This window comes from Gordonia sp. CNJ-863 (genome assembly GCF_001942325.1).
Taxonomy (GTDB): Bacteria; Actinomycetota; Actinomycetes; order Mycobacteriales; family Mycobacteriaceae; genus Gordonia; species Gordonia alkanivorans.
Map to the genome: position 1 here is coordinate 347,392 of NZ_MKKG01000033.1, position 21,859 is coordinate 369,250.

Consider the following 21,859-nt stretch of genomic DNA (forward strand, 5'->3'; position numbering starts at 1 on the left):
ATGGAAAGTGGTCACAGGATGGAGGCGGCGATGATGACGGCGACCCCGATGTGGGCGACGCCCTGCACCCACACCGCCGGATGGCTTTCCGGGTTCACGAGGATCTCGCCGAGCTTGCCGGGGGTGAGCGCGTCGATGACCAGGAACGTCACGCTCATCACGATCAGGCCGATCGCCGAGTAGACCACCGTGTAGGTGAGGCCCTCGAGCAGCCGGCCCTCACTGGCGACGATGGCGGCGGTCACGATGATCGCCACCGCGAAGAGGTTGGAGCCGACCAGGATTCCGGCGTTGCGGTTGCGTTCGGCCCAGAGCTGGTGACGCAGCTTGCCGGGGGTCAGCAGATCGACGATGGCGAACGACAGGATCATCAGGATCACTCCGACACCCGCGTAGGCACCTGCGGCGTAGGCGTTCTCGGTCATGTCAGCGAGCATGGTCATCTCCGTGGGTTCGGGCCGTGGTTTCGGTCTGGGGGGATCGATCGCGAGAACTCTGGAGGGCAGTCATTTGCCGCCACCTCCGCTGCCGCCGCCGCGGTTGCTGCTCCCGCTGCCGGAATAACCCGGCGTCGGAACCCAGAAGGCGCCGACGTAGTTGTGGTACCGGTTGTAGCCCGACCGGTAGTCACGGCTCAGCATCACGCGGGTCTGGTTGGCGGCGTACGGGAACAGGGCGACCAGGTAGTCGGGGTACTGGAGGAACTGGGTGTCCGCGACATTGCCCGTTCCCGACGCGCCGGCGCGCTGATCGGTCGGGCGCTCGGCGTCGCGGATCTCCTCGGCCACCTCGGTGGGCGTTCCCTGCGCCACGTAGGCGTCCACATCGCCCTCGTCGAGGGCGATATCGCGTTCGTAGTTCTGCGAGATGTAGTCGCGCGCCGAGCCGCCCAGCCCGCCGCCACGCAGGGCACGCGCACCGCATGCACCGAGCAGCGCGAAGATCGTGATCACCACGATGACGCCGATGATGATGTTGCGGATGCGGTCGAGCCGGCGGCGCGGGTCGGGCTGCGACTGGCCGGGGGACGGGGTGGGTAGTCGCCGGGAGGGGGCGGATCGGTCATGTGCGCGTCGCTCCGCGGTGGATCACGCTGGTCGTGATGACGACCTCACCGGCCTGCGGGTACGTGTGCCAGGTGTGCCACGAGATCTCCTCGGACGACGAGTCGGAGATGATCGCGGTCACCGCGTGGGGATCGCCGGGGAACACTCCCATCACGCTCGGTTTCCCCGACGTCATCTGTTCGGTGACGCGGACGCCGAGTTGTTCGATCAGCGCGGCCAACTGGTCGTCGGTGGCCCGCTCGACGCGGGAGCTGAAGAGATAGCCGCTCTCCTGGAATGTCTCGGGCAGCGCCGAGGTCACGTCGGGCAGGCACGCGACGGTCTCGCAGATGCGCTGGGCGCCGTCGTCGACGACGACCTGATGGCTCGCCCCCAGCAGACGGACCGACACCGTGATGCCGTCGATCTCACCGTCCTCCTGGGCGAGCGGCTCCTGGAGCGGGGCGTCGAGTGAGAAGCCGAGCTGGCCAGCGCTCGTGTCGGCGTATGCGACGGAGAGTCGGGCGACGGACGCACCGGGTTCGTCGGGCTGTTCTGACATGTGTCTCGCAGTCCTTCGTCGCTCAGATGTTCTGATCAGAGGGGTTGCTGGGGAAGATGCGGTAGTCGGCACGGGTGAGAAGTTCGCCGCGCGCGCATTCCCAGCCGCTGCCGTAGTCCTCGAAGGACAAGCGTTCGTCGCCGGCCTGGTAGTCGTGGTACGCCATCCGGCCCGACGCCGCGACGCCGGTGGTGCCCGCCGAGGTGAACCGGGCGCTGCCGGCCTCCTCGGAGTGGTAGCGGCGGCCGTCGACCTCGACCGTGTCGGGTCCGGGCTCGACGACGACGCCGGACAGTTCATGCCACAGCACGACCTCGAGGTCGGGATCGTCCTCGACCGAAATCCAGGCCTTGGTGCCGAGTCCGGTGTCGAGGAAGTTCTCGGTCCAGACGTATCCGTCCTGGGTCAGCCGCACCGTGCCGCGTACCGCATAGGTCTCGCCTCGTAACTCCACGAGGTCGCCCGGTTTCAGTTGGCGCGGGTCGCCGTAGACGGAGTCGTCGTCGGCCGAGGAGAACGGATCTCCGGGCCGGTACGTGCGGTTGCGCAGGGCGTCCGCCTCGGCCTGCCGGGCCTTGCGGTTGCCCAGGTAGCTGAAGATGACGACCACCGCGATGATCGCGAGCAGTGCCACGACGATGATCAGCAGGAACTCCACTCCGCCGACCCTAGTCGACCGATGGGTCTCCTGAGGTCACTCGTCGGTGATACGGATGACGAGGGGCTGTGGATGACATCGGTTGGTGCGGAGGTGTCCGTCAGGGCCGTCCGATCTGTGCGACAGCCTCCTCGGTGTCGGGGGGCTGTCCGTAACAGACGGCGATGCGCACGCTCATTGCCGTGCCCCCTTGGCAACAAGGGTCAGGACGTCGTAGGTGGCGACGATGTCGTCGTTCTGGTTGGTCACCAACGCATCCCAGCGCACCTCGCCGTAGTCGGCGCTCGGACGTGGGGTCAGCTCCTTGGCGGTGAGAGTGACGGTGAGGCTGTCGCCTGCCTTGACCGGGGTGAGGAATCGGAGAGTGTCGACGCCGAAGTTGGCCAGCACCGGACCGGGATTCGGTTCGACGAACAACCCCGCGGCCAGGGACACCACAAGATAGCCGTGGGCGACGATGCCGCCGAAAAGGGGATTGGCCGCGGCCGCCCGGGCGTCTGTGTGCGCATAGAACGTGTCGCCGGTGAACTCGGCGAAGTGGCTGATGTCGGCGAGCGTCACCTGTCGTGGACCACCGACGACGGTATCCCCGATTCGCAACTCCGCCAGATTTTTCCGGAACGGATGGACATCACCGAGGTGGCGCTGCGACCCGGTGACCCAGCTGTTGCCGACCGCGGCGAGTACATCGGGTGTGCCCTGGACGGCGGTGCGCTGCATATGATGCAGCACGCCGCGGATGCCGCCGAGTTCCTCACCGCCACCGGCGCGACCGGGTCCGCCGTGCACCAGGACCGGCAGAGGAGACCCGTGTCCGGTCGACTCCCGGGCGTCCTCGCTGTTCAGCACCAGTATGCGTCCGTGGTAGGGCGCGAGGCCCAGAACGATCTCCTGTGCCACACCGGAGTCTTTGGTGACCAGCGAGGCCACGAGGCTGCCCTGTCCGCGGGCCGCGAGTGCGATGGCGTCGGCGGTGTCGGCGTAGCCGATGACGGTCGAGACCGGACCGAACGCTTCGATGTCGTGGGGCTCGTCCGCATTGTTTCCGTTGGCGCGCAGCAGGATAGGGGAGATGAAGGCGCCGGACTCGGTGCCGGTGCCGACGGCATCGACGTGTTCGGGGTCGCCGAAGACGATCTCGGCGGACTTGGTGAGACCCCGAACGGAGGTGCGGACCTCTTCGCGTTGCGCGAGACTCGCGAGGGGGCCCATCGTGACCCCGTCGGCACGGGGGTCGCCGACCACGACCCTCGCCAGAAGCGCGCTGGTGGCGTCGATGACGGCATCCACGCGGTTTGCCGGGACGAGGGCGCGCCGGATCGCGGTACACTTCTGGCCGGCCTTCACGGTCATCTCGGTCACGAGTTGCTCTACGAACAGGTCGAATTCGGGATCATCAACGGCAACATCGGGTCCCAGAATCGATGCGTTGAGTGAGTCGGCCTCGGCGGTGAAGCGGGTTCCGGCGGCGACGATGCCCGGGTGTGAGCGCAACAATGCGGCCGTCGCGGCCGAACCGGTGAACGCGACCGTGTCCTGTCCGTCGAGATGATCGAGCAGATCATGTGTGCTGCCGCAGATCAGCTGGATCGATCCCTCGGGCATGATGCCGCTCTCGATGATCCGGCGGACGACGAGCTCGGTCAGGTAGGCGGTTTGACTGGCGGGCTTGATGATCGACGGGACACCCGCGATGAACGCGGGTGCGAGTTTCTCCAGGAAACCCCAGACCGGGAAGTTGAAGGCGTTGATCTGTACGGACACCCCGCGGCGCGGGGTGTAGATGTGTCGTCCGAGGAAGGTGCCGTTTTTGCCGAGTCGTTCCACGTCGCCATCGAGATAGACGCTGTCGTTGGGCAGTTCGCGACGGGCCTTGCTCGCGTAGCTGAGTACCGTGCCGATGCCGCCGTCGATGTCGACCGCTGAATCCCGCGTCGTCGCGCCGGTGGAGGTGGACAGCTCGTAGAACTCCTCTTTGCCCGCCATGAGGGTGAGTCCGAGTTGTTTGAGCAGCCCGGCACGCTCGTGGAAGGTCAGGCTGCGCAATGCGGGGCCGCCGACCGCCCGGGCGTGGGCGACCATCCCCGCCACGTCCAGTCCCGACGACGAGATGCGCGCGACGTCGCTGCCGTCCACCGCGCTCGTCACCACCGTTCCCGCGTCGTCAGCGGTGAACCATCGTCCTTGCGCGTAGCTCTCGAGCAGTCTGGTCACATCAACTCCATCCACCGTACGTTCGGTCGGTTATTACCTTCACCGGGAGGATGACGAGTTGTCAAGAGGGGGTGTGGGCGTCAGCTACGACGGAGGCCGTCGAAGGTCAGTGCGACGACGGCATCGCCGAGCTCGGTGGCCGAGCCGCCGGACCGGGGGCGGTACCACTCGATGAGTGAGTTCACGGTGCCGAAGAGCAGGCGCGCGACCAGTGCGGGGTCGATCTCGGGGTTGAGGTCGCCTTCGTCGGCTGCCGCCGAGACGAGCTCGGAGACGAATGCGTCGAACTCGCGCCGGCGGGCCATCGCGCGGCGTTCGACCGCGGAGTTGCCGCGAACCCGCAACAGCAGGGTGACGTACGGGAGCTCGGCCACCAGAATGTCGACACTGCGTCTGACCAGGTATTCCAGCCGGTCGATGTAGCGACCCTCGGTCGCGCGGGCCTCGACGGTGACAGCGAACAACGCGTTGAGGGCGCGGTTCAACGCCAACTCCAGGAGTTCTTCCTTTCCTGCCACGTGGTGGTAGATCGAGGACTTGCTGATGCCGAGGCGCTCCGCAAGGGCGTCCATGCTGGTGCCGTCGTAGCCCTTGTCGTTGAACACCTTGACCGCCACCGCGAGGAGTGAGTCGAGGTCGTACCCGGGTCGGCCCGGCCGACCGGTCTTGCGGGGGGCGCGAGTGCTGGCCATGTCGATCATCTTGTCATCTCGTCCCGCATGCATCGGTCAGCCGGGCGAGCGTCGGGGTATTGATTACCGACCGAAAGGTTGGTTACTGTTGCGACACCACGGAAGGAGTCCAGATGCCCGATGCGCACACCGTCGAGGTCGAGGAGCGCGATGACCGATTCGTCGTGACGCTTGACCGGCCCGCTCGACGCAACGCCATCAATGCCGCGATGGTCGCCGAACTGCACGACGCGTGCGCCCGGATCGAGCGTGACCCCAAGCCGCTCGTGCTGATGGGCCGCGGTGACGACTTCGCCGGCGGCGCCGACATCGCCGAACTCCGCGACCGTCGCCGCGAGGACGCCCTGGCCGGTATCAACCGGTCGCTGTTCGATCGCGTCGCATCGCTGCCGCTGCCTACGGTCGCCGCGGTGAGCGGCCGCGCCCTCGGTGGGGGCGCGGAGCTGTCCTACGCCTGTGACATCCGGATCGCCACGTCGACCGCGGTGTTCGGCAACCCCGAGCCCGGGCTCGGCATCCTCGCGGCCGCGGGGGCGAGCTACCGGCTGCCGGCCCTGGTCGGCATGTCGGTGGCCAAGCAGGTGCTCCTCGGCGGGCTCACTCTCGACGCGGTGGCCGCGCGGGAGGTCGGGCTCGTTGCGGAGATCGCCGATGATCACGTTGCCGCCGCGCACCGGCTCATCGACCGGATCGTTCGGCAGTCGTCGCTGGCGCTGAGGCTGACCAAGACCATTCTCGATGCGGCGGGGACGCATTCATGGGCCGACGACATCGCGCAGGCGGTTCTTTTCGAGACCGAGGACAAGCAGGAGCGGATGACCGCCTTCCTGGAGAGGAAACGATGACCGAGATTCCCGCACGCGTCGGAGTGGTGGGCGGTGGCCGTATGGGTGCGGGGATCGCGCAGGTGTTCGCGACGCTCGGGTCGGCAGTGACCCTCGTCGAGACCGCCGACCGGCAGGCCGCACTGGACCGCGTCGTGGCCGGGCTGCGTCGTGCAGACGAGCGTGACAAGCTCGACGGTCGAGACGTCGACGAGGTGGCGGGCCGGGTGTCCACGGCCGCCGCGGTTCACGACCTGGCCAGGGACACCGACCTCGTGGTGGAGGCGGTCCCCGAGGTGCCGGCCCTCAAAGTCGCCGTCCTGACGGCCGTCGAGGTTGCGGTGGGGACGCGGACTGTCATCGCCTCCAACACGAGTTCCATCTCCATCGCCGAACTGGGCGCCGCACTCACCGATCCAAGCCGATTCGTCGGTATGCACTTCTTCAACCCCGTGCCGGCCTCGTCCCTGGTGGAGATCGTACGGTCGCCGACGACCTCGACGTCTGCCGTGGACGTGGTCCGCCGATGGGTGGCCATGCTCGGGAAATCAGAGGTCCTGGTGAATGATTCGCCAGGCTTCGCCACGAGCCGGCTGGGGGTTTGCCTGGGGCTCGAGGCAATTCGGATGCTGGAGGACGGCATCGCGGACGCCGAGTCGATCGACCGCGCGATGGAACTGGGATATCGGCATCCGATGGGCCCGTTGCGTTCCACCGACCTCGTCGGTCTCGACGTGCGTCTGGCCATCGCCGAACACCTCGAAGGCACCTTGGGTGGTCGATTCTCGCCGCCACAGTTGTTGCGTGACAAAGTCGCCCGCGGCCACCTCGGACGTAAGTCCGGCCGCGGGTTCCACGAGTGGGAAGGCTCGACATCATGACCGTGACCATCGACATCGCCGACGGGCTCGCGACCCTGACCCTGGCTCGCGCGCAGGCGAACAACGCACTGGATGCCGCGACCAAGGTCGCCTTCCTGGACGCGGTGGCCGCGGCGGCTGACGACTCGTCCGTCCGGGCAGTCCTCCTCACCGCGGAGGGGAGGAACTTCTGTGTCGGACAGGATCTCGCTGAACATCTCATCGCGCTCGAGTCAGACCCGGCGACCGCGATGAACACGGTGGCCGAGCACTACAACCCGCTGGTGCGTGCCCTGGCGGCGCTGCGGGTGCCGGTGGTGTCAGCGATTCCCGGTGCGTGCGTGGGCGCGGGCTGGGGTCTGGCGCTGGCCACCGACATCCGTATCGCTGGCGGCAAGACCTCGTTCGCGACCGCGTTCAGCGGCATCGCCCTCGCGAGCGATTCTGGCCTCAGTTACTCGCTGGTGCAGCGTCTCGGTGCCGACCGCGCCCGCGCTCTGCTGCTCCTCGGCGAGAAGATCGGTGCGCAACAGGCGTTGGACTGGGGTCTGGTCCACCGGGTCGTCGACGACGAGGACGTCGTCGACGTCGCTCGGGAGATCGCCCGTGCCCTGTCGGAGGGCCCGACCGCGGCCTACCGCGAGATCAAATCGCTCGTGGCCGCATCGGCCGACGGCCTCGACGCCGCACTCGATCGTGAGCTCGACGCGCAGGTCAGGCTGGGCGCCGGCGCCGATCATCGAGCCGCCGTGTCGGCGTTCGTCGCCAAGGATAAGCCGGTCTTCATCGGGTCCTGAGACCGGATCGGTTGTGCCCGGCTCACTGCCATACACACTAATCCCGACTGAACAGTCGGTTTTGAAAGCAGAGTGAATGACCACGTCAAAAGCCATAACCTACGACGATTCCGCTCGCCTTGACGAGTTCGACCGGACGGTGGCGGACGACCTGAGGATCGAGCCGCGGGACTGGATGCCCGATGGCTACCGCAAGACCCTGGTTCGCCAGATCGCCCAGCACGCGCATTCGGAGATCATCGGCATGCAGCCCGAGGGCAACTGGCTCACCCGGGCGCCGTCTCTGCGGCGCAAAGCGATCCTCATGGCGAAAGTCCAGGACGAAGCCGGTCACGGCCTCTACCTGTACTCGGCCGCCGAGACGCTGGGTGTCGAGCGGGCCGACCTCACCGAGAAGCTGATCGAGGGCAAGCAGAAGTACTCGTCGATCTTCAACTATCCAACCCTCACCTTTGCCGACGTCGGCACCATCGGGTGGCTGGTCGACGGAGCCGCCATCTGCAATCAGGTTCCGTTGTGCCGCAGCTCCTTCGGCCCGTACGCGCGCGCCATGATCCGGGTGTGCAAGGAGGAGTCCTTCCATCAGCGGCAGGGTTACGAACTGCTCTCGACCATGATGCGCGGGACCGATGCGCAGCGCGCGATGGTCCAGGAGTCGGTGGATCGCTGGTGGTGGCCCGCGCTGATGATGTTCGGCCCGCCCGACGACCGATCGCCGAACACCGAGCAGTCGATGAAGTGGCGGATCAAGCGACACACCAACGATGAACTGCGCCAGCGGTTCGTCGACATGAGCGTGCCGCAGGCCGAGGCGCTCGGCGTGACCTTTCCCGACCCGGACCTCATCTGGAATCCCGACCGCGGAGCCTACGACTTCGGTGAACCGGACTGGAGTGAGTTCACCGAGGTCATCAAGGGCAACGGCGCGGCGAACGCCGAGCGCCTCGCCAATCGCCGAGCCGCACACGAGAACGGCGCATGGGTGCGCGAGGCCGCCATGGCCTTCGCCGCACGTGGACAGGAGGACACACGGTGAAAGACCACACGACGAGGGACCACACGACGAGGGACCGCATGGTGAGGGCGGACTGGCCGCTGTACGAGGTGTTCCTGCGAGGCAAGCGCGGACTGAACCACGTGCACGTCGGCTCGCTGCACGCCGCAGACGGCGAGATGGCGTTGCGGCATGCACGCGATGTCTACACACGCCGCAATGAGGGAGTGAGCATCTGGGTGGTGCCCTCGACCGCGGTGGTGGCGTCGAGTCCGTCGGAGAAGGACCCGTTCTTCGACCCCAGCGGTGACAAGGTCTACCGGCATCCGACGTTCTACGAGATCCCCGACAACGTCCCCCACATGTGAGGTTGCAGGACAGATGACAGATCACGAGAGCGCCTACGACGGCCTCGTCGACGAGGACTCGCACGGGCAGTGGGCTTTCGGCACCAGCTTCGACGACCCGCTCGCCGGCGTGGACACCACGGTCCCTGCAGACATCTACCCGAGCACACTTGCGGAGTACTGTCTGATGCTCGGTGACGACGCACTGATCAGTTCGCAGCGGCTGACGCAATGGGCCACTCGCGCACCTGAACTCGAGGAAGAGGTCGCACTGGCGAACATCGGTCTCGACCTCCTCGGCCAGGCCCGGTTGCTACTCGCACGGGCCGCGGCCGCCGACCCGAAGGTGGTCCCGGTCATCTCCGAGACCTCCCCGGCGCCCGTCGAGGACGCGCTCGCCTTCTTCCGTGACGAAACGGCCTTCCGCAACGTTCGGCTCGTCGAACTGGACAACGGGGACTTCGCGGTGTCGATCGTCCGCCTGCTGGTGTTCACCACCTGGCGGTTGGCGATCTTCGACCGGCTCCGCATGTCCCGCGACCCGGTGCTCGCTGCCGTGGCGCAGAAGGGCGTCAAAGAACTTACGTACCACCGCGACTACGCGGCGCGCTGGACGGTCACACTCGCGTGCGGCACCGCCGAGTCACGGCGTCGTGTCCGCGAAGCGCTCGTGCGGGTGTGGCCATACGTCGAGGAACTCTTCCGGCCGACCGGCGAAGAGATCACCCTGGCCTCAGCCGGGGTGGGCGTCGACCCGCGGACCGTCCGGGACGAGTTCGACGCGGTCGTCGATCGGGTCCTGCACGCCGCCGAACTCGATCGTCCCGCGGGCGGTTCCGTCGGCACAGTGGGGGGCCGCGAAGGGCGGCGCGGCCTGCACACCGAGGCGATGGGCCTGGTGCTGGCCGAAATGCAGAGCGTCGCCCGCGCACACCCCGAAGGTGTGTGGTGAGCATGACCGGAGCGCTGAGCGAGACCGGCGCGGAGACCGCGCGGGAGATCGTCGCATCGGTCACCGACCCGGAGATGCCGATGCTGACTCTCGCGGACCTCGGCGTCCTGCGCGACGTGGAGATCGACGACGACGGTTCGGTGGTCGTGACGATCACCCCGACCTACTCGGGTTGTCCCGCGATCGCGACCATGCGCGACGACATCGAGTACACCCTTGCGCAAGAGGGTTTCTCACGCGTCGCGGTGCGCACACAGCTGCAGCCCTCGTGGTCGACCGACTGGATCTCGCCGGAGGGTCGGCAGAAGCTGGCCGAGAGCGGGTACTCGGTTCCCGGCGCGGTCACCTCACGTCCGAGCGGACCGATTCCGCTCACCCTCACCGCACGCCCCCGGGCCCTGACGTGCCCCCGATGTGGTTCCCCTCACACCCAACTCGTCTCGGAGTTCGGCGCGACGCTGTGTAAGGCGCAGTACCGCTGTCGCGGTTGCCTGGAGCCCTTCGATCATGTGAAGGAGATCTGACATGACCAGCACCGCCGAGGCGGTCGTCTCACCGTCGCGCACCAGGTCGTTCCACAGCCTGACCGTGGCCGATGTCGAGAAACTCTGCGACGATGCCGTAGCTGTCCGCTTCGAGGTCCCCGCCGACCTCGCCGCGGACTATGACTTCCGTCCGGGACAGTCGCTCACGCTGCGGCGCTTCGTCGACGGCGTCGAGCATCGCCGCTCGTACTCGATCTGCGCGCCCACCGGTGCCGCGCCCCGGATCGGGGTTCGCGAGGTCGCCGACGGACTCTTCTCCAGCTGGCTGGTGCGCGACGTGCGGTCCGGCGACCGCATCGACGTCGCGCCGCCGGCCGGGTCGTTCGTCGCCGATGCTGCGGCAGGCGGTCGGCATGTGCTCATCGCCGCGGGTTCGGGGATCACGCCGATGCTGTCGATCGCCGCGTCGGTCCTGGACAACCCGGACGCACAGGTGATCCTGCTCTACGGCAACCGGCGCACGAGGTCGGTCATGTTCGCCGAGGAGATCGCCGACCTGAAGGACCGGTTCGGCGCACGGTTCGAAGTTATCCACGTGCTGTCCCGCGAACCGCGTGAGGTGGAACTGTTCAGCGGCAGGCTCGATGCGGATCGACTGCGCACGATCCTGGACACCCTGGTCCCGATTCCCGACATCGACCACTTCTGGCTGTGCGGACCCTACGGAATGGTGACCGATGCCCGAGATGCGTTGAGTGTCAGGGGCGTCGCGGGAGATCAGGTCCACTTCGAGCTGTTCTACGTCGACGACGTTCCGCCGCCGCAGGAGACGCACCGCGAGCCCGGTGTCACCGGACCGAGCAGCGATGTCACCATCGTCCTCGACGGCCGATCGGTCAGCGGACGACTGTCGCGAGAGGTATCGATCCTTGACGCGGGCGAACAGTTGCGCTCGGACCTGCCGTTCGCGTGCAAGGGTGGAGTTTGCGGAACGTGCCGGGCCATGGTGACCCTCGGCGAGGTCGACATGCGCCGCAACTATGCTCTCGAAAATTCCGAGGTGGCAGACGGATTCGTCCTCACCTGCCAGACTTTCCCTGTCAGCGACAGCGTCACTGTCGACTTCGACGCCTGACACGATCCTGGAGTACGACGATGACCAGCACCCTTTCTCGACCCACCGCGGAGCGTCCCGAGTCGAACCTGGAGTTCGCCTCTCGTGACGAGATCGCGGCAACTCAGCTCGCACGGCTCAAGTGGTCGTTGCAGCACGCCTACGACAAGGTCCCGCATTACCGCGCGGCGTTCGACTCACGAGGTGTGCGCCCCGACGACCTGCAGGAACTGTCCGACCTGCGACTGTTTCCCTTGACTGCGAAAAACGATCTGCGGGAGAACTATCCGTTCGGAATGCTGGCGGTACCGCACGAGCAGGTATCGCGGATCCACGCGTCATCGGGTACCACCGGCCGGCCGACGGTGGTCGGGTACACCGCCGGCGACCTGGACACCTGGGCGGACCTGGTGGCCCGCAGCCTGCGTGCAGGCGGCGTGCGGCCGGGGGACAAGGTGCATGTCGCATACGGGTATGGACTGTTCACCGGCGGTCTCGGCGCCCACTACGGCGCAGAACGTCTGGGTTGCACGGTGATCCCCATGTCGGGAGGGATGACCGAACGACAGATCCAATTGATCGAGGACTTCCGGCCGGACGCGATCATGGTGACGCCGTCGTACATGCTGACGATCGTCGACGCGATGCTCGCCAGGGGAATCGACCCGGCCACGACCTCGCTGCGCCCCGGAGTCTTCGGTGCCGAGCCGTGGACCGAACAGATGCGTAGCGAACTCGAGCAGCAGCTCGGGATGGACGCGGTCGACATCTACGGTCTCTCGGAGGTGATGGGGCCCGGGGTTGCGCAGGAATGTGTGGAAACCAAAGACGGACTGCATATCTGGGAAGATCACTTCTATCCCGAGATCATCGATCCGATGACCGGTGAGGTGCTTCCCGACGGGGAGGAGGGCGAGCTGGTGTTCACCTCTCTCACCAAGGAGGCGATGCCGATCATCCGGTACCGTACCCGAGATCTGACCAGGTTGCTCCCCGGAACCGCGCGTTCCATGCGCCGTATGCAGAAGGTCACCGGCCGGACCGACGACATGATCATCCTGCGCGGGGTGAATCTGTTCCCCACCCAGATCGAGGAACTCATCCTGAATGTCCCGATGCTGGCCCCACAGTTCCAGTGCGTGCTGGAACGGCCCGGACGCATGGATCAGTTGACGGTGAAAGTCGAGTGCCGCCATGACGTTTCCGGCGACCACCGCGGAACGGCAGCCGTCGAGCTGCAGTCGCTGATCAAGGACCGGATCGGCGTCACAGTGGCGGTGGACGTCGTCGAATCCGGTGCCCTGTTCCGCTCGACGGGCAAGGCCAAGCGACTCGTGGACAACCGTCCCCAGGGCTGAGTAACCAGCTCCCGGGCGAGGAGTCACGAATGCCGTGCAGGCGTGCGTGACTCCTCGGTCCGGGTCGATGCCGCGACAGCTCTGCGCAACTCGGTGATGACGGACGACGTGTCGGAGTTCCGGGTGCAGAGGGACAACGGGCACGAGGGCACGTCGTCGACCGGGACGAAGGCCACGCCGGGGTTCCGGTAGCTCTGCGCCACGAACTGCCCGGTGATGGAAGGGGCCTGGCCGGCCGCCACCACCTCCAGCAGTTCGTCCATGGTGCGGACCGACGGCCCGTATCGCACGACTGCGCCACTCGGCCGTGGATCGCAGGCCCACCAGCGCACCCAAACGGGGTCGGCGTCGTCGTTGGTTACGTGGATCTCGTCGTCGAGGTCGGCGAGGTGGACCACCGAATGGTCAGCCAGCGCATGAGTTTTCGGCAGAGCTACGACTCGACCTTCGTGGCGGATGACGTCGAGTCGCAGGCCGCTGGAATCGGCGAAGGGCGGCCGCACCAGTGCGGCGTCGACCTGGCCCTCACGCACCGCGGAGGTCTGGTGCGACCACGGGAGTTCGACCATCTGCACCGTCACGTCGGGTACCCGGCGCCGCAGCTCGTCGAGGATCTCGTGGGTGCGGCTTCCCGTTGACGCCGTCATGAAGCCGATTCGCAAGGTGTGGGACAACTCTCGGCGGTAGCTGTCCACCGCGGCGACAGCCCGGTCCGCTGCCGAGACCGACTCTCTGGCCTCCGCGAGGAACCGTTCACCCGCCGGGGTCGGACGGACGGGGCGTGCCGTCCGGTCGACCAGCTCCGCACCGAGGGACCGTTCCAGCTTCCGGATCTGCTGACTCAGCGATGGCGTGCTGATGTACAGACGCTCCGCAGCGCGTCCGAAATGCCCTTCGTCGACGACGGCGATCAGGTAGCGCACCAGGTGCAGGTTGAGGGTCACAGGGACAGACTCTATCAAGTGGATGTGATGTAGACCACTAGTCTACGAGCCGCTCATCTGCGATGTTAGGCAAAAGGCTAACGGTAGCGAGTGGATATGTCATGGACGCGACGTTGTGCCGAGGTCGATGATTGACCTCACACCGAAGGTCTGATCAGTCCCGCCGATCGCGGGCTCGGGCATCGGTGCCGGAGATCATTCCGGCCGACTCGCCGCCATCTTTCGCGGCGACTTTCTCACTCCTCGTACGACGGGAAATCATGTCCAATTCTTCAGCACCCAAACGGTCGATCGTCACCGGAGCCGCATCCGGAATCGGGTACGCGATCGCCGAGCGCCTCATCGCCGACGGAGGGTCGGTGGTCGCCTTCGATCTCGACTCCGGTGGTCTGGACGACGCGGCAAAACAGCTCGGCGACAACTACATTGCCCAGCCGGGGAGTGTGACCGACGCGGGCGACATCCAGGCGGCGGTCGCCCGTGCGGAGTCCGACCTCGGCGGCCTCGACAGTCTGTTCAACGTGGCCGGCGCGATCCGTCCTGGTCCGATCACCGACTTGGACGGGGAAACATGGGATTTCACCGTCGACATCGTGCTGCGCGGTGTGTTCCTCTGCACCAAGTACGCGGCGCAGAGCATGATCCGTGCCGGTAACGGCGGATCGATCGTCGTCGTGTCATCGGTCAATGCCCACATTCCGCTGTACGGCGGAAGTGCGTATGCCGCAGGCAAAGCCGGTGCAGACATGTTCGCCAAGAACGCGGCCCTCGAACTGGGGCGCCACGGAATCCGCGTCAACTCGGTCCTGCCCGGTCTCGTCGACACCCCGATGGCCGGCTTCATCCTCGAAAACGAGGGAATCATGGCCGAATTCGACGCCAACGCAGTCCTCAAGCGGCCGGCCAAGCCGTCGGAGCTCGCGGCCCCCGCGGTGTTCCTGGCCTCCGGTGACGCCAGCTACATCACCGGTTCCAGCCTCGTCGTCGACGGCGGTTACGAGATCGGTAGTTACCCAGACCTCAGCAAGTACCTGTGAAGGAGAGAGCACAACAATGAGTACAGCCCACGTTTCCGTTGCCACCCGTACGTCGTATGAGGAGGAGTTCGTCCACATGATGGACGACGTCGACGACCTCATAGACACCCTGGAGAATCCCAAGCACCGCAAGATCCTCATCAACTATCGCAGGCATGGACTGTTGGAGGTCTCCGGTCGCTACGAGGAACTGCTCGCACCCAACATGACCGTCCCGCATCCGCACTACCGGCTCTTCGAAGGTGGGCAGGGGACCATCCTCGACGGGATGGACACGGTTCGCGCCTTCTATCAGCAGCTCGCTGCGATGGACATGCTCGTGATGTGGACGGGAAAGCAGAAGATGGCCGTGCACGACTGGGGCTTCGCCGGAGAGGCCGAGTTCAGCCAGTTCGTGCCGGGTGCGTTGCTCGGCGACAACGTCTTCGATTCGGTGAACAACGATCCGGGCGCACCCTCGTCGTCACAGTACGACGCCGACTCGTTCTACCTTGTCCGCCGGACGCTCGCCTTCTTCTGGCCCTACGACGAGGACGGCAAGATGATCGGCGAGCACGTCTACGAGGACACCGAGTCCAAAGTAGTCACCAAGGTCGGCAACGACGAGGTCATCACCGGCGCGCGCGCCGCCGAACTGTTGGCTCCGATCATCGACAAGTACGGCGTGCCGCAGTGACCGGTTCGAGGGTCTGATTCGCTTCGGTCGACGAGCCGCCGCGGGGGAACCACCCCCGCGGCGGCTCGTCGTGCGGGGTCGTGGGAATCAGCGGTCGATGTCACGCAGCAACCCGATCACCGGCGCGAACTGCTCGAGGACCGGTTCGAGGACAGTGAGGTAGCTGATCCCGGTGCGCTTCCGGAGTTCGACGAGGCGTGCGGCGATGTCGGCGGCGGAGCCGATGAGGACCGACGGTAGGTCGAGGAACTCCTCCGGACTCATCGGCAACTCCCACTTCGCGATGTTCTCCTCGGCGATGCGTCGCGGGTCGTCGGTGACCACGACGATCTGCATCAGCAGGTTCCACTCGACATCGCCGGACCTGGCGCCGGCCGCGTCGCGTGCGAACGCGACCCGTTCGTCGAAGTCCGTGGCCGATAGCGGCTCGAGGTCACCTTTCCGACCGGTGCGCGCCGCGGTGAACCCCACGATGTCGGCGTGCTCGGCGGCCATCCGAAGCACACGGTCGCCGTTGCCGCCGAGAAGCAGAGGCACGCGCCCCTGTACCGGACGTGGGGTGTGCTCGGGGGCGGAGAGCAGTGAGGTCACCCGGGCCACGGTGTCGCCCAGATGGTCGACGCGGCGCCCGGCCGTTGGGAATTCGATTCCGGCCGCCTCGAACTCCTCCTTGACGTAGCCCGTGCCCAGGCCGAGCTCGACACGGCCGTCGGACAGCTGGTCGACGGTCGCCACGTCGCGGGCGAGCAGCACCGGGTTGGTGAATGCCGCGTTGAGGACGAAGGGCCCGACGCGGAGGCGTTCGGTGGCGGCGGCGGCCGTCGCGAGCGCAGGCCAAGGGCTCGGGATGCCCAGGTGGTCCGGGACCAGCAGGACGTCGAAGCCGAGCTGTTCGACGTGTCGCGCGCGGCCTTCCCACGACGCGCTGGAGTCCACTGCGAGCATGTTGACCCCGAACCGGAACGCCCTGGACGCGAGAGACATGTCCTCAACGTAACCAGGGTCGCCGCGGCCGGCCGGGCGAATGCGGTGGCCCCGGTCCGGTGCAACCTTGCACTCGGCAGGGGCGAGTGCTAAAACGGACGTTGGCACTCGCGAGCTGTGAGTGCCAGGTCGGGACGGTGAGATCGGTACCGAATGACACACCGGTCGTCCGTCGCGGGCACCGAGTTCCGGCCATACGAACCTAGTGTCACCCCCTTCGGAGGATCACTTACCCATGGCCAAGCAAATCGCGTTCGACGAAGAGGCCCGTCGCGGCCTCGAGCGGGGCCTCAACAGCCTCGCCGACGCCGTCAAGGTGACGTTGGGACCCAAGGGTCGCAACGTCGTTCTGGAGAAGAAGTGGGGCGCCCCCACGATCACCAACGATGGTGTTTCCATCGCCAAGGAGATCGAGCTGGAGGATCCCTACGAGAAGATCGGCGCCGAGCTGGTCAAGGAAGTCGCCAAGAAGACCGACGATGTCGCGGGCGACGGCACCACCACCGCCACCGTTCTGGCCCAGGCTCTCGTTCGTGAGGGTCTGCGTAACGTCGCTGCCGGCGCCAACCCGCTGGGTCTGAAGCGCGGCATCGAGAAGGCCGTCGAGGCTGTCACCGAGTCGCTGCTGAAGAGCGCCAAGGAGGTCGAGACCAAGGAGCAGATCGCTGCTACCGCAGGTATCTCGGCCGGCGACTCCTCGATCGGCGAGCTCATCGCCGAGGCGATGGACAAGGTCGGCAAGGAAGGCGTCATCACGGTCGAGGAGTCCAACACCTTCGGCCTGCAGCTCGAGCTCACCGAGGGCATGCGCTTCGACAAGGGCTACATCTCGGGCTACTTCGTCACCGACGCAGACCGCCAGGAAGCCGTCCTCGACGACCCGTACATCCTGCTCGTCTCGGGCAAGGTTGCGACCATCAAGGACCTGCTGCCGCTGCTGGAGAAGGTTATCCAGGCCGGCAAGCCGCTGCTGATCATCGCCGAGGACGTCGAGGGCGAAGCCCTGTCGACCCTGGTCGTGAACAAGCTCAAGGGCACCTTCAAGTCTGTCGCCGTCAAGGCACCGGGCTTCGGTGACCGCCGCAAGGCCATGCTGGCCGACATCGCCATCCTCACCGGTGGCGAGGTCATCAGCGAAGAGGTCGGCCTCTCGCTCGAGGGCGCCGGCGTCGAGCTGCTCGGCACCGCCCGCAAGGTCGTCGTCACCAAGGACGAGACCACCATCGTCGAGGGCGCGGGCGATCCCGACGCCATCGCCGGTCGCGTGGCCCAGATCCGTGGCGAGATCGAGAACAGCGACTCCGACTACGACCGTGAGAAGCTGCAGGAGCGCCTGGCCAAGCTGGCCGGCGGTGTTGCGGTCATCAAGGCCGGCGCGGCCACCGAGGTCGAGCTCAAGGAGCGCAAGCACCGCATCGAAGATGCCGTGCGCAACGCCAAGGCTGCCGTCGAAGAGGGCATCGTCGCCGGTGGTGGCGTGGCCCTGCTGCAGTCGGAGCCGGCCATCGACGCGCTCTCGCTCGAGGGTGACGAGGCCACCGGCGCCAACATCGTTCGCGTCGCTCTCTCGGCTCCGGCCAAGCAGATCGCCGTCAACGCCGGCCTCGAGCCGGGCGTCGTCGCCGACAAGGTCCTGAACTCGCCCACCGGCACCGGCCTCAACGCCGCCACCGGTGAGTACGAGGACCTGCTGGCTGCCGGCATCAACGACCCGGTGAAGGTCACCCGCTCGGCGCTGCAGAACGCAGCCTCGATCGCGGCTCTGTTCCTCACCACCGAGGCCGTCGTCGCCGACAAGCCGGAGAAGAACGCTGCACCGGCCATGCCGGGCGCCGACGAGATGGGCGGCATGGGCTTCTGATTCAGAACCCCTTGCTTGACCAGCTCTAAAGCACACGGGCCGGCCCACTCCCATTCGGAGTGGGCCGGTTTCGTATATCGGTCCACGAGCCGCCCGCAGGAACCGCGCGCGGCGGAAGGGGGTTGAAGACCACTTGGCTTCTCCCATCACCGTCGACATCTGGTCCGACATCGCGTGCCCCTGGTGCTTCATCGGGAAGCGTCGCTTCGAGGCGGGTCTCGCCGAGTTCGCCGGACGCGACGACGTCGAGGTGACCTATCGCAGCTACGAACTCGCACCCGACACCCCTGTCGACTTCGAGGGTTCGGAGATCGACTTCCTGGTGCGGCACAAGGGGATGCCCGCCGCCCAGGTCGAGGGGATGCTCGAGCAGGTCCGCGGGATCGCGGCCGACGTCGGCCTCGACTACGACTTCGACAGCCTCCAGCACACCAAGACCCTCAAGGCCCACGAGGCGCTGCATTTCGCGCGCGCCCACGGCAAGCAGCTCGAGCTGGCGGAACGGCTGTTCCAGGCCTACTTCGAGCAGGGTCGGCACGTCGGCCGGCCCGCCGAGCTCGCCGACCTGGCCGCCGAGGTCGGGTTGGATCGCGACGCCGTGCTCGCGGCGCTCGAATCCGGCGACCATGCCCAGGCGGTCGCCGCCGACATCGACCAGGCGCGGGCATACGGGATCAGCGGTGTCCCGTTCTTCGTCTTCAACGGCAAGTACGGCGTGTCCGGCGCCCAGTCGGCCGAGACCTTCACCCAGGTGCTGGAAAACGTGCACACAGACTGACCGACGTGTGGACTGCCGTGCCCGGCGGGTAAGGCAGGGGAATGCAGACGTTCCTGCCGTACCCGAACTTCCGGCGGTCCGCCGAGGCCCTGGACCCTGCGCGGCTCGGCAAGCAGCGGGTGGAGACGCTGCAGATCCTGCGTGCCCTCGAGCTGTTCGACTACGGCTGGGGCAACCACCCGGCGGTCACCATGTGGCGCGGGCACACTCCCGCACTCGTCTCCTATGGCCTCGCCTTCGTCGACGTCTGGCTACGGGAGGGACGCGCGGACACCACTGCCGCGATGATCGCCGAGTTCGCACCGGAGGCGGTGGACACGTCCCAGTCGGATCTCGCCGAAGCCGGCTTGATGCCGCCCTGGCTGGGCGACGACCGCCTCCATCGCAGCCACCGATCGGCGTTGCTGCGCAAAGACCCCGACTTCTACGTCGCCGAGTTCGGCGACGTGCCCGACGACCTCCCGTACTTCTGGCCGGAACCGCCGGAATCGGCGCCCGACCGGGATGACCGTGGTCGCACGGTGTGGATCGTCCGGCCGTCGTCGAAGGAGCAGTTCGACGAGTTCCGCCGGCGCGACATCGTCGGTGTCGGAACGGAGTCCGGTATCGACTCCGACGCCGCGACGGCCACTGCCGATGGGCTACGCGCCCTGCTCAAGGAGTGCAGCCCGGGACGGCGACCGGGCAAGGACCTTCGCGTGCTCGCGTCCTTCGTCGACGACCTGGCTCCCGGCGATGAGGTGGCGGTCGTCGATCCCGACGACCCGACGATCCTCCCGCTCGGGAGCATCGAGAGCGACTACGAGTTCACCAGGCGTGGCGAGACTCTCGTTCCACATCGGCGGCGCGTCCGGTGGACCGGCACGGTGGCACGGTCATCGGTGATCCCGCCGGCGCTCCTGCAGAATCCGCGGACGATGTTCCCGGTGCCCGTCGTGATCGATCAGGTGGAGAAATCGAAACGTCGTCCGTGTGGATGAATTCACCGGCTTGGCATGGCGAATCAGCGGCTACGGATGGCTATTACGCAATGGTCGGCCCGCCGAATCGGGTCCGGTCTTCGACATAAAGCGGACGAATCGGATGATGTTGAGTATCGTCCGTCGTATCCGGATCGATTGCTATTCGTTTGCATTCCGTTGTCAAGACTGTGGCGCGGTTGAAGTCAGCCGAAGGGACACCGATGTCTGCTGTTGGCGGTGATCGCCACCGACGCGTGACCGCTGCGCTGGTCTCCATCTTGACAACCGTTGCAGCCCTTGCCATACCGGTCATGGCGTCGGCTGATGACGGGGTGCGGACGGCCCGTGCCGAGCGGTTTGCCCAAGCCGTCACGCAAGGTCGTGTCCTCGACATGACCGTGCATTCGGTGGCGATGAAACGGGATGTCCCGATCCGCGTGCTGGTTCCCCGAGATACGTCGACACCTCGGCCCACGCTCTATTTGCTGAATGGAGCCGGCGGAGGTGAGGGGAACGGCCATTGGTTCGAGCAGACCGATATCGGGCTCTTCCTGATTCAGAGTGCGTCGAGGTGTTGTGCGAGGCCGCCGGAGTGGATGAGTGACCGCAAGATGTAGTGGTTGAGGTTGCGGAAGCCCAACGCGATCCCGCGGAGGTGTTCCAGGCGGCCGTTGATCGCTTCGACGGGTCCGTTGGAGGCGCCGGTGTCGAAGTAGGCCAAGATCTCGGCACGCCGCGCCCATAATGATCGGCCGAGTTGGGCCAACTCTGCCAGCCCGGACGGAACGCCGGTATGAATCCGTTTGAGCAGCTTGTACATCGCGATCTTGCCGTCACGCTTGTTCTCCTGGCCGTAGGCGTTGATCAGCTCTTGGTAGATCGCGTAGGTGACCGAGACGGCCACGTGCTCCTCGTGAGCCTCCAACCCGCTACGTAGCCGGGCCTTCTGCTTGTCTGTCAGCAACGCGATCCGGGTCAGCAGTGGTCGGCGGATACCGTAGAGCGGATCACCCGTGCGGCCGCGGTGCCCACACGTATCGTGTTGCACGCGTTGACGACACACTGTGAGCTTCTCGGCGGCCAGATGGACCACGTGGAACGGGTCCATCACCGCCCGCGCCTTATCCAATGCCTCGGCGGTCGCGGTGCGATACCCGGTGAATCCGTCCATGGTGACCACCCGGATCCGGTCCCGAAAGGAGTCATCGCGGGCATCGAGCCAGTCCTTCAACGCCGCTTTGGACCGGCCGCCCACCATATCCAGCAAGCGCGCCGACCCGGTCCCATCCACAATCGGTGTGAGGTCGACCAGCACGGTCACGAAACTCGAATCACCATTGCCGCGAACATGTTTCCACTTGTGCTCATCAACACCGAGAACCCTGACACCGTCGAGTCGGCCAGGCGCCGAAGCCACCGTACGCGCCGCCTGCAACGCGAGGGCATTCACGGTGTTCCAGCCCAACCCGACCGACGCGGCGACCGCAGAGACGCTCATCTTGTCCAGAATCATCCGCCGAAGAATCCACGCGATCGTGCGGCGCGTCACCGCCGCGCGCGGCGCGACGATCGCCGAGATGTCGGCGCGAAAGATGCCCTGACCACACGCGCCGTTCTCGCAGGCGTAGCGCGGCACCCTCAGATGCAACCGGGTCGGATGGCCCACGATCGGTAGATCTGCCACCTCACGATCGACATGATCACGCAACCGACC

Annotated in this window: 23 protein-coding genes; 14 read left to right on the forward strand and 9 right to left on the reverse strand. The window is 66.4% G+C overall.

What is annotated here, in order from left to right; translation table 11 throughout:
• Window positions 1-11 precede the first annotated feature (11 nt).
• The 6 genes from BJF87_RS17465 to BJF87_RS17490 all read right to left on the reverse strand — a co-directional run bounded on the left by BJF87_RS17465 (window position 12) and on the right by BJF87_RS17490 (window position 5,181).
• On the reverse strand, window positions 12-437 hold the full coding sequence (locus BJF87_RS17465; RefSeq protein WP_006358073.1) for a DUF350 domain-containing protein: 426 nt from the start codon (window positions 435-437) through the stop codon (window positions 12-14).
• A gap of 69 nt (window positions 438-506) precedes the next feature.
• Window positions 507-983 (reverse strand): DUF4247 domain-containing protein, encoded by a 477-nt coding sequence (locus tag BJF87_RS17470; RefSeq protein WP_075863631.1) that lies wholly within the window; start codon window positions 981-983, stop codon window positions 507-509.
• A 79-nt stretch (window positions 984-1,062) separates the two neighbouring features.
• Complete coding sequence (locus BJF87_RS17475; RefSeq protein WP_006358071.1) at window positions 1,063-1,608, reverse strand: DUF2617 family protein; 546 nt, start codon at window positions 1,606-1,608, stop codon at window positions 1,063-1,065.
• A 22-nt stretch (window positions 1,609-1,630) separates the two neighbouring features.
• Window positions 1,631-2,266, reverse strand: a complete 636-nt coding sequence (locus tag BJF87_RS17480; protein ID WP_006358070.1) for a DUF4178 domain-containing protein — start codon at window positions 2,264-2,266, stop codon at window positions 1,631-1,633.
• A 174-nt stretch (window positions 2,267-2,440) separates the two neighbouring features.
• Window positions 2,441-4,480: a phenylacetic acid degradation bifunctional protein PaaZ gene (gene paaZ / locus BJF87_RS17485; RefSeq protein ID WP_040004052.1), complete on the reverse strand. Its 2,040-nt coding sequence runs from the start codon at window positions 4,478-4,480 to the stop codon at window positions 2,441-2,443.
• 80 nt (window positions 4,481-4,560) lie between these two features.
• Window positions 4,561-5,181, reverse strand: coding sequence for a TetR/AcrR family transcriptional regulator (locus tag BJF87_RS17490; protein WP_006358068.1), 621 nt, complete (start codon window positions 5,179-5,181; stop codon window positions 4,561-4,563).
• 104 nt (window positions 5,182-5,285) lie between these two features.
• Here BJF87_RS17490 and BJF87_RS17495 point away from each other — a divergent pair, with 104 nt between their 5' ends.
• From BJF87_RS17495 to paaK, 9 genes are all read left to right on the forward strand, one after another.
• Window positions 5,286-6,017: an enoyl-CoA hydratase/isomerase family protein gene (locus tag BJF87_RS17495; protein ID WP_006358067.1), complete on the forward strand. Its 732-nt coding sequence runs from the start codon at window positions 5,286-5,288 to the stop codon at window positions 6,015-6,017.
• A complete protein-coding gene (locus BJF87_RS17500; protein ID WP_006358066.1) occupies window positions 6,014-6,877 on the forward strand; it encodes a 3-hydroxyacyl-CoA dehydrogenase family protein in 864 nt (287 codons plus the stop codon). The genes BJF87_RS17495 and BJF87_RS17500 overlap by 4 nt, the downstream gene beginning before the upstream one ends.
• Window positions 6,874-7,653: an enoyl-CoA hydratase-related protein gene (locus BJF87_RS17505; RefSeq protein ID WP_006358065.1), complete on the forward strand. Its 780-nt coding sequence runs from the start codon at window positions 6,874-6,876 to the stop codon at window positions 7,651-7,653. Before BJF87_RS17500 ends, BJF87_RS17505 begins: the two co-directional genes overlap by 4 nt.
• Before the next feature lie 76 nt (window positions 7,654-7,729).
• Window positions 7,730-8,689: a 1,2-phenylacetyl-CoA epoxidase subunit PaaA gene (gene paaA / locus BJF87_RS17510; protein WP_006358064.1), complete on the forward strand. Its 960-nt coding sequence runs from the start codon at window positions 7,730-7,732 to the stop codon at window positions 8,687-8,689.
• A 38-nt stretch (window positions 8,690-8,727) separates the two neighbouring features.
• On the forward strand, window positions 8,728-9,015 hold the full coding sequence (paaB, locus tag BJF87_RS17515) for a 1,2-phenylacetyl-CoA epoxidase subunit PaaB (protein WP_035754913.1): 288 nt from the start codon (window positions 8,728-8,730) through the stop codon (window positions 9,013-9,015).
• A gap of 13 nt (window positions 9,016-9,028) precedes the next feature.
• A complete protein-coding gene (paaC, locus tag BJF87_RS17520; RefSeq protein ID WP_006358062.1) occupies window positions 9,029-9,946 on the forward strand; it encodes a 1,2-phenylacetyl-CoA epoxidase subunit PaaC in 918 nt (305 codons plus the stop codon).
• A gap of 2 nt (window positions 9,947-9,948) precedes the next feature.
• Window positions 9,949-10,470, forward strand: coding sequence for a 1,2-phenylacetyl-CoA epoxidase subunit PaaD (gene paaD / locus BJF87_RS17525; RefSeq protein ID WP_006358061.1), 522 nt, complete (start codon window positions 9,949-9,951; stop codon window positions 10,468-10,470).
• A 1-nt stretch (window position 10,471) separates the two neighbouring features.
• The gene (paaE, locus tag BJF87_RS17530) at window positions 10,472-11,566 is read left to right on the forward strand and encodes a 1,2-phenylacetyl-CoA epoxidase subunit PaaE (RefSeq protein ID WP_006358060.1); all 1,095 of its coding nucleotides are present in this window, start codon (window positions 10,472-10,474) and stop codon (window positions 11,564-11,566) included.
• Window positions 11,567-11,586: 20 nt separating this feature from the next.
• Window positions 11,587-12,903 carry a phenylacetate--CoA ligase PaaK gene (gene paaK, locus BJF87_RS17535; protein WP_075863632.1) on the forward strand — a complete coding sequence of 439 codons (1,317 nt, stop codon included), beginning with the start codon at window positions 11,587-11,589 and terminating at the stop codon, window positions 12,901-12,903.
• 23 nt (window positions 12,904-12,926) lie between these two features.
• On the opposite strand, the gene BJF87_RS17540 is transcribed toward paaK, so the two are convergent.
• On the reverse strand, window positions 12,927-13,847 hold the full coding sequence (locus BJF87_RS17540; RefSeq protein ID WP_075863633.1) for a LysR family transcriptional regulator: 921 nt from the start codon (window positions 13,845-13,847) through the stop codon (window positions 12,927-12,929).
• Between the two features lie 260 nt (window positions 13,848-14,107).
• On the opposite strand from BJF87_RS17540, the gene BJF87_RS17545 reads away from it, so the two are divergent.
• Window positions 14,108-14,884: an SDR family NAD(P)-dependent oxidoreductase gene (locus BJF87_RS17545; RefSeq protein WP_035752063.1), complete on the forward strand. Its 777-nt coding sequence runs from the start codon at window positions 14,108-14,110 to the stop codon at window positions 14,882-14,884.
• A gap of 16 nt (window positions 14,885-14,900) precedes the next feature.
• Window positions 14,901-15,560, forward strand: coding sequence for a hypothetical protein (locus tag BJF87_RS17550; RefSeq protein ID WP_006358295.1), 660 nt, complete (start codon window positions 14,901-14,903; stop codon window positions 15,558-15,560).
• Between the two features lie 87 nt (window positions 15,561-15,647).
• On the opposite strand, the gene BJF87_RS17555 is transcribed toward BJF87_RS17550, so the two are convergent.
• Complete coding sequence (locus BJF87_RS17555) at window positions 15,648-16,544, reverse strand: TIGR03621 family F420-dependent LLM class oxidoreductase (protein ID WP_035752059.1); 897 nt, start codon at window positions 16,542-16,544, stop codon at window positions 15,648-15,650.
• Window positions 16,545-16,779: 235 nt separating this feature from the next.
• Between BJF87_RS17555 and groL the strand changes: the two genes are divergently transcribed.
• The 3 genes from groL (at window position 16,780) to BJF87_RS17570 (ending at window position 20,163) form a co-directional block, all read left to right on the forward strand.
• On the forward strand, window positions 16,780-18,405 hold the full coding sequence (groL, locus tag BJF87_RS17560) for a chaperonin GroEL (protein ID WP_075863634.1): 1,626 nt from the start codon (window positions 16,780-16,782) through the stop codon (window positions 18,403-18,405).
• A gap of 133 nt (window positions 18,406-18,538) precedes the next feature.
• Window positions 18,539-19,183 carry a DsbA family protein gene (locus tag BJF87_RS17565; RefSeq protein ID WP_075863635.1) on the forward strand — a complete coding sequence of 215 codons (645 nt, stop codon included), beginning with the start codon at window positions 18,539-18,541 and terminating at the stop codon, window positions 19,181-19,183.
• Window positions 19,184-19,224: 41 nt separating this feature from the next.
• A complete protein-coding gene (locus tag BJF87_RS17570; RefSeq protein ID WP_075863636.1) occupies window positions 19,225-20,163 on the forward strand; it encodes an MSMEG_6728 family protein in 939 nt (312 codons plus the stop codon).
• 538 nt (window positions 20,164-20,701) lie between these two features.
• Here BJF87_RS17570 and BJF87_RS17580 read toward each other — a convergent pair.
• A partial coding sequence (locus BJF87_RS17580; protein ID WP_075863652.1) for an ISL3 family transposase occupies window positions 20,702-21,859 on the reverse strand: 1,158 nt, incomplete at its 5' end.

What these genes read in the sequence shown, in the direction of transcription:
- BJF87_RS17570 (WP_075863636.1), top strand. Translation starts at nt 19,225, where the DNA reads ATGCAGACGTTCCTGCCGTACCCGAACTTCCGGCGGTCCGCCGAGGCC.
- BJF87_RS17550 (WP_006358295.1), top strand. Translation starts at nt 14,901, where the DNA reads ATGAGTACAGCCCACGTTTCCGTTGCCACCCGTACGTCGTATGAGGAG.
- BJF87_RS17545 (WP_035752063.1), top strand. Translation starts at nt 14,108, where the DNA reads ATGTCCAATTCTTCAGCACCCAAACGGTCGATCGTCACCGGAGCCGCA.
- BJF87_RS17505 (WP_006358065.1), top strand. Translation starts at nt 6,874, where the DNA reads ATGACCGTGACCATCGACATCGCCGACGGGCTCGCGACCCTGACCCTG.
- BJF87_RS17475 (WP_006358071.1), bottom strand. Translation starts at nt 1,608, where the DNA reads ATGTCAGAACAGCCCGACGAACCCGGTGCGTCCGTCGCCCGACTCTCC.
- paaD (WP_006358061.1), top strand. Translation starts at nt 9,949, where the DNA reads ATGACCGGAGCGCTGAGCGAGACCGGCGCGGAGACCGCGCGGGAGATC.
- paaC (WP_006358062.1), top strand. Translation starts at nt 9,029, where the DNA reads ATGACAGATCACGAGAGCGCCTACGACGGCCTCGTCGACGAGGACTCG.
- BJF87_RS17495 (WP_006358067.1), top strand. Translation starts at nt 5,286, where the DNA reads ATGCCCGATGCGCACACCGTCGAGGTCGAGGAGCGCGATGACCGATTC.
- BJF87_RS17465 (WP_006358073.1), bottom strand. Translation starts at nt 437, where the DNA reads ATGCTCGCTGACATGACCGAGAACGCCTACGCCGCAGGTGCCTACGCG.
- paaK (WP_075863632.1), top strand. Translation starts at nt 11,587, where the DNA reads ATGACCAGCACCCTTTCTCGACCCACCGCGGAGCGTCCCGAGTCGAAC.
- BJF87_RS17500 (WP_006358066.1), top strand. Translation starts at nt 6,014, where the DNA reads ATGACCGAGATTCCCGCACGCGTCGGAGTGGTGGGCGGTGGCCGTATG.
- BJF87_RS17490 (WP_006358068.1), bottom strand. Translation starts at nt 5,181, where the DNA reads ATGATCGACATGGCCAGCACTCGCGCCCCCCGCAAGACCGGTCGGCCG.
- paaE (WP_006358060.1), top strand. Translation starts at nt 10,472, where the DNA reads ATGACCAGCACCGCCGAGGCGGTCGTCTCACCGTCGCGCACCAGGTCG.
- paaB (WP_035754913.1), top strand. Translation starts at nt 8,728, where the DNA reads ATGGTGAGGGCGGACTGGCCGCTGTACGAGGTGTTCCTGCGAGGCAAG.
- paaA (WP_006358064.1), top strand. Translation starts at nt 7,730, where the DNA reads ATGACCACGTCAAAAGCCATAACCTACGACGATTCCGCTCGCCTTGAC.
- groL (WP_075863634.1), top strand. Translation starts at nt 16,780, where the DNA reads ATGGCCAAGCAAATCGCGTTCGACGAAGAGGCCCGTCGCGGCCTCGAG.
- BJF87_RS17555 (WP_035752059.1), bottom strand. Translation starts at nt 16,544, where the DNA reads ATGTCTCTCGCGTCCAGGGCGTTCCGGTTCGGGGTCAACATGCTCGCA.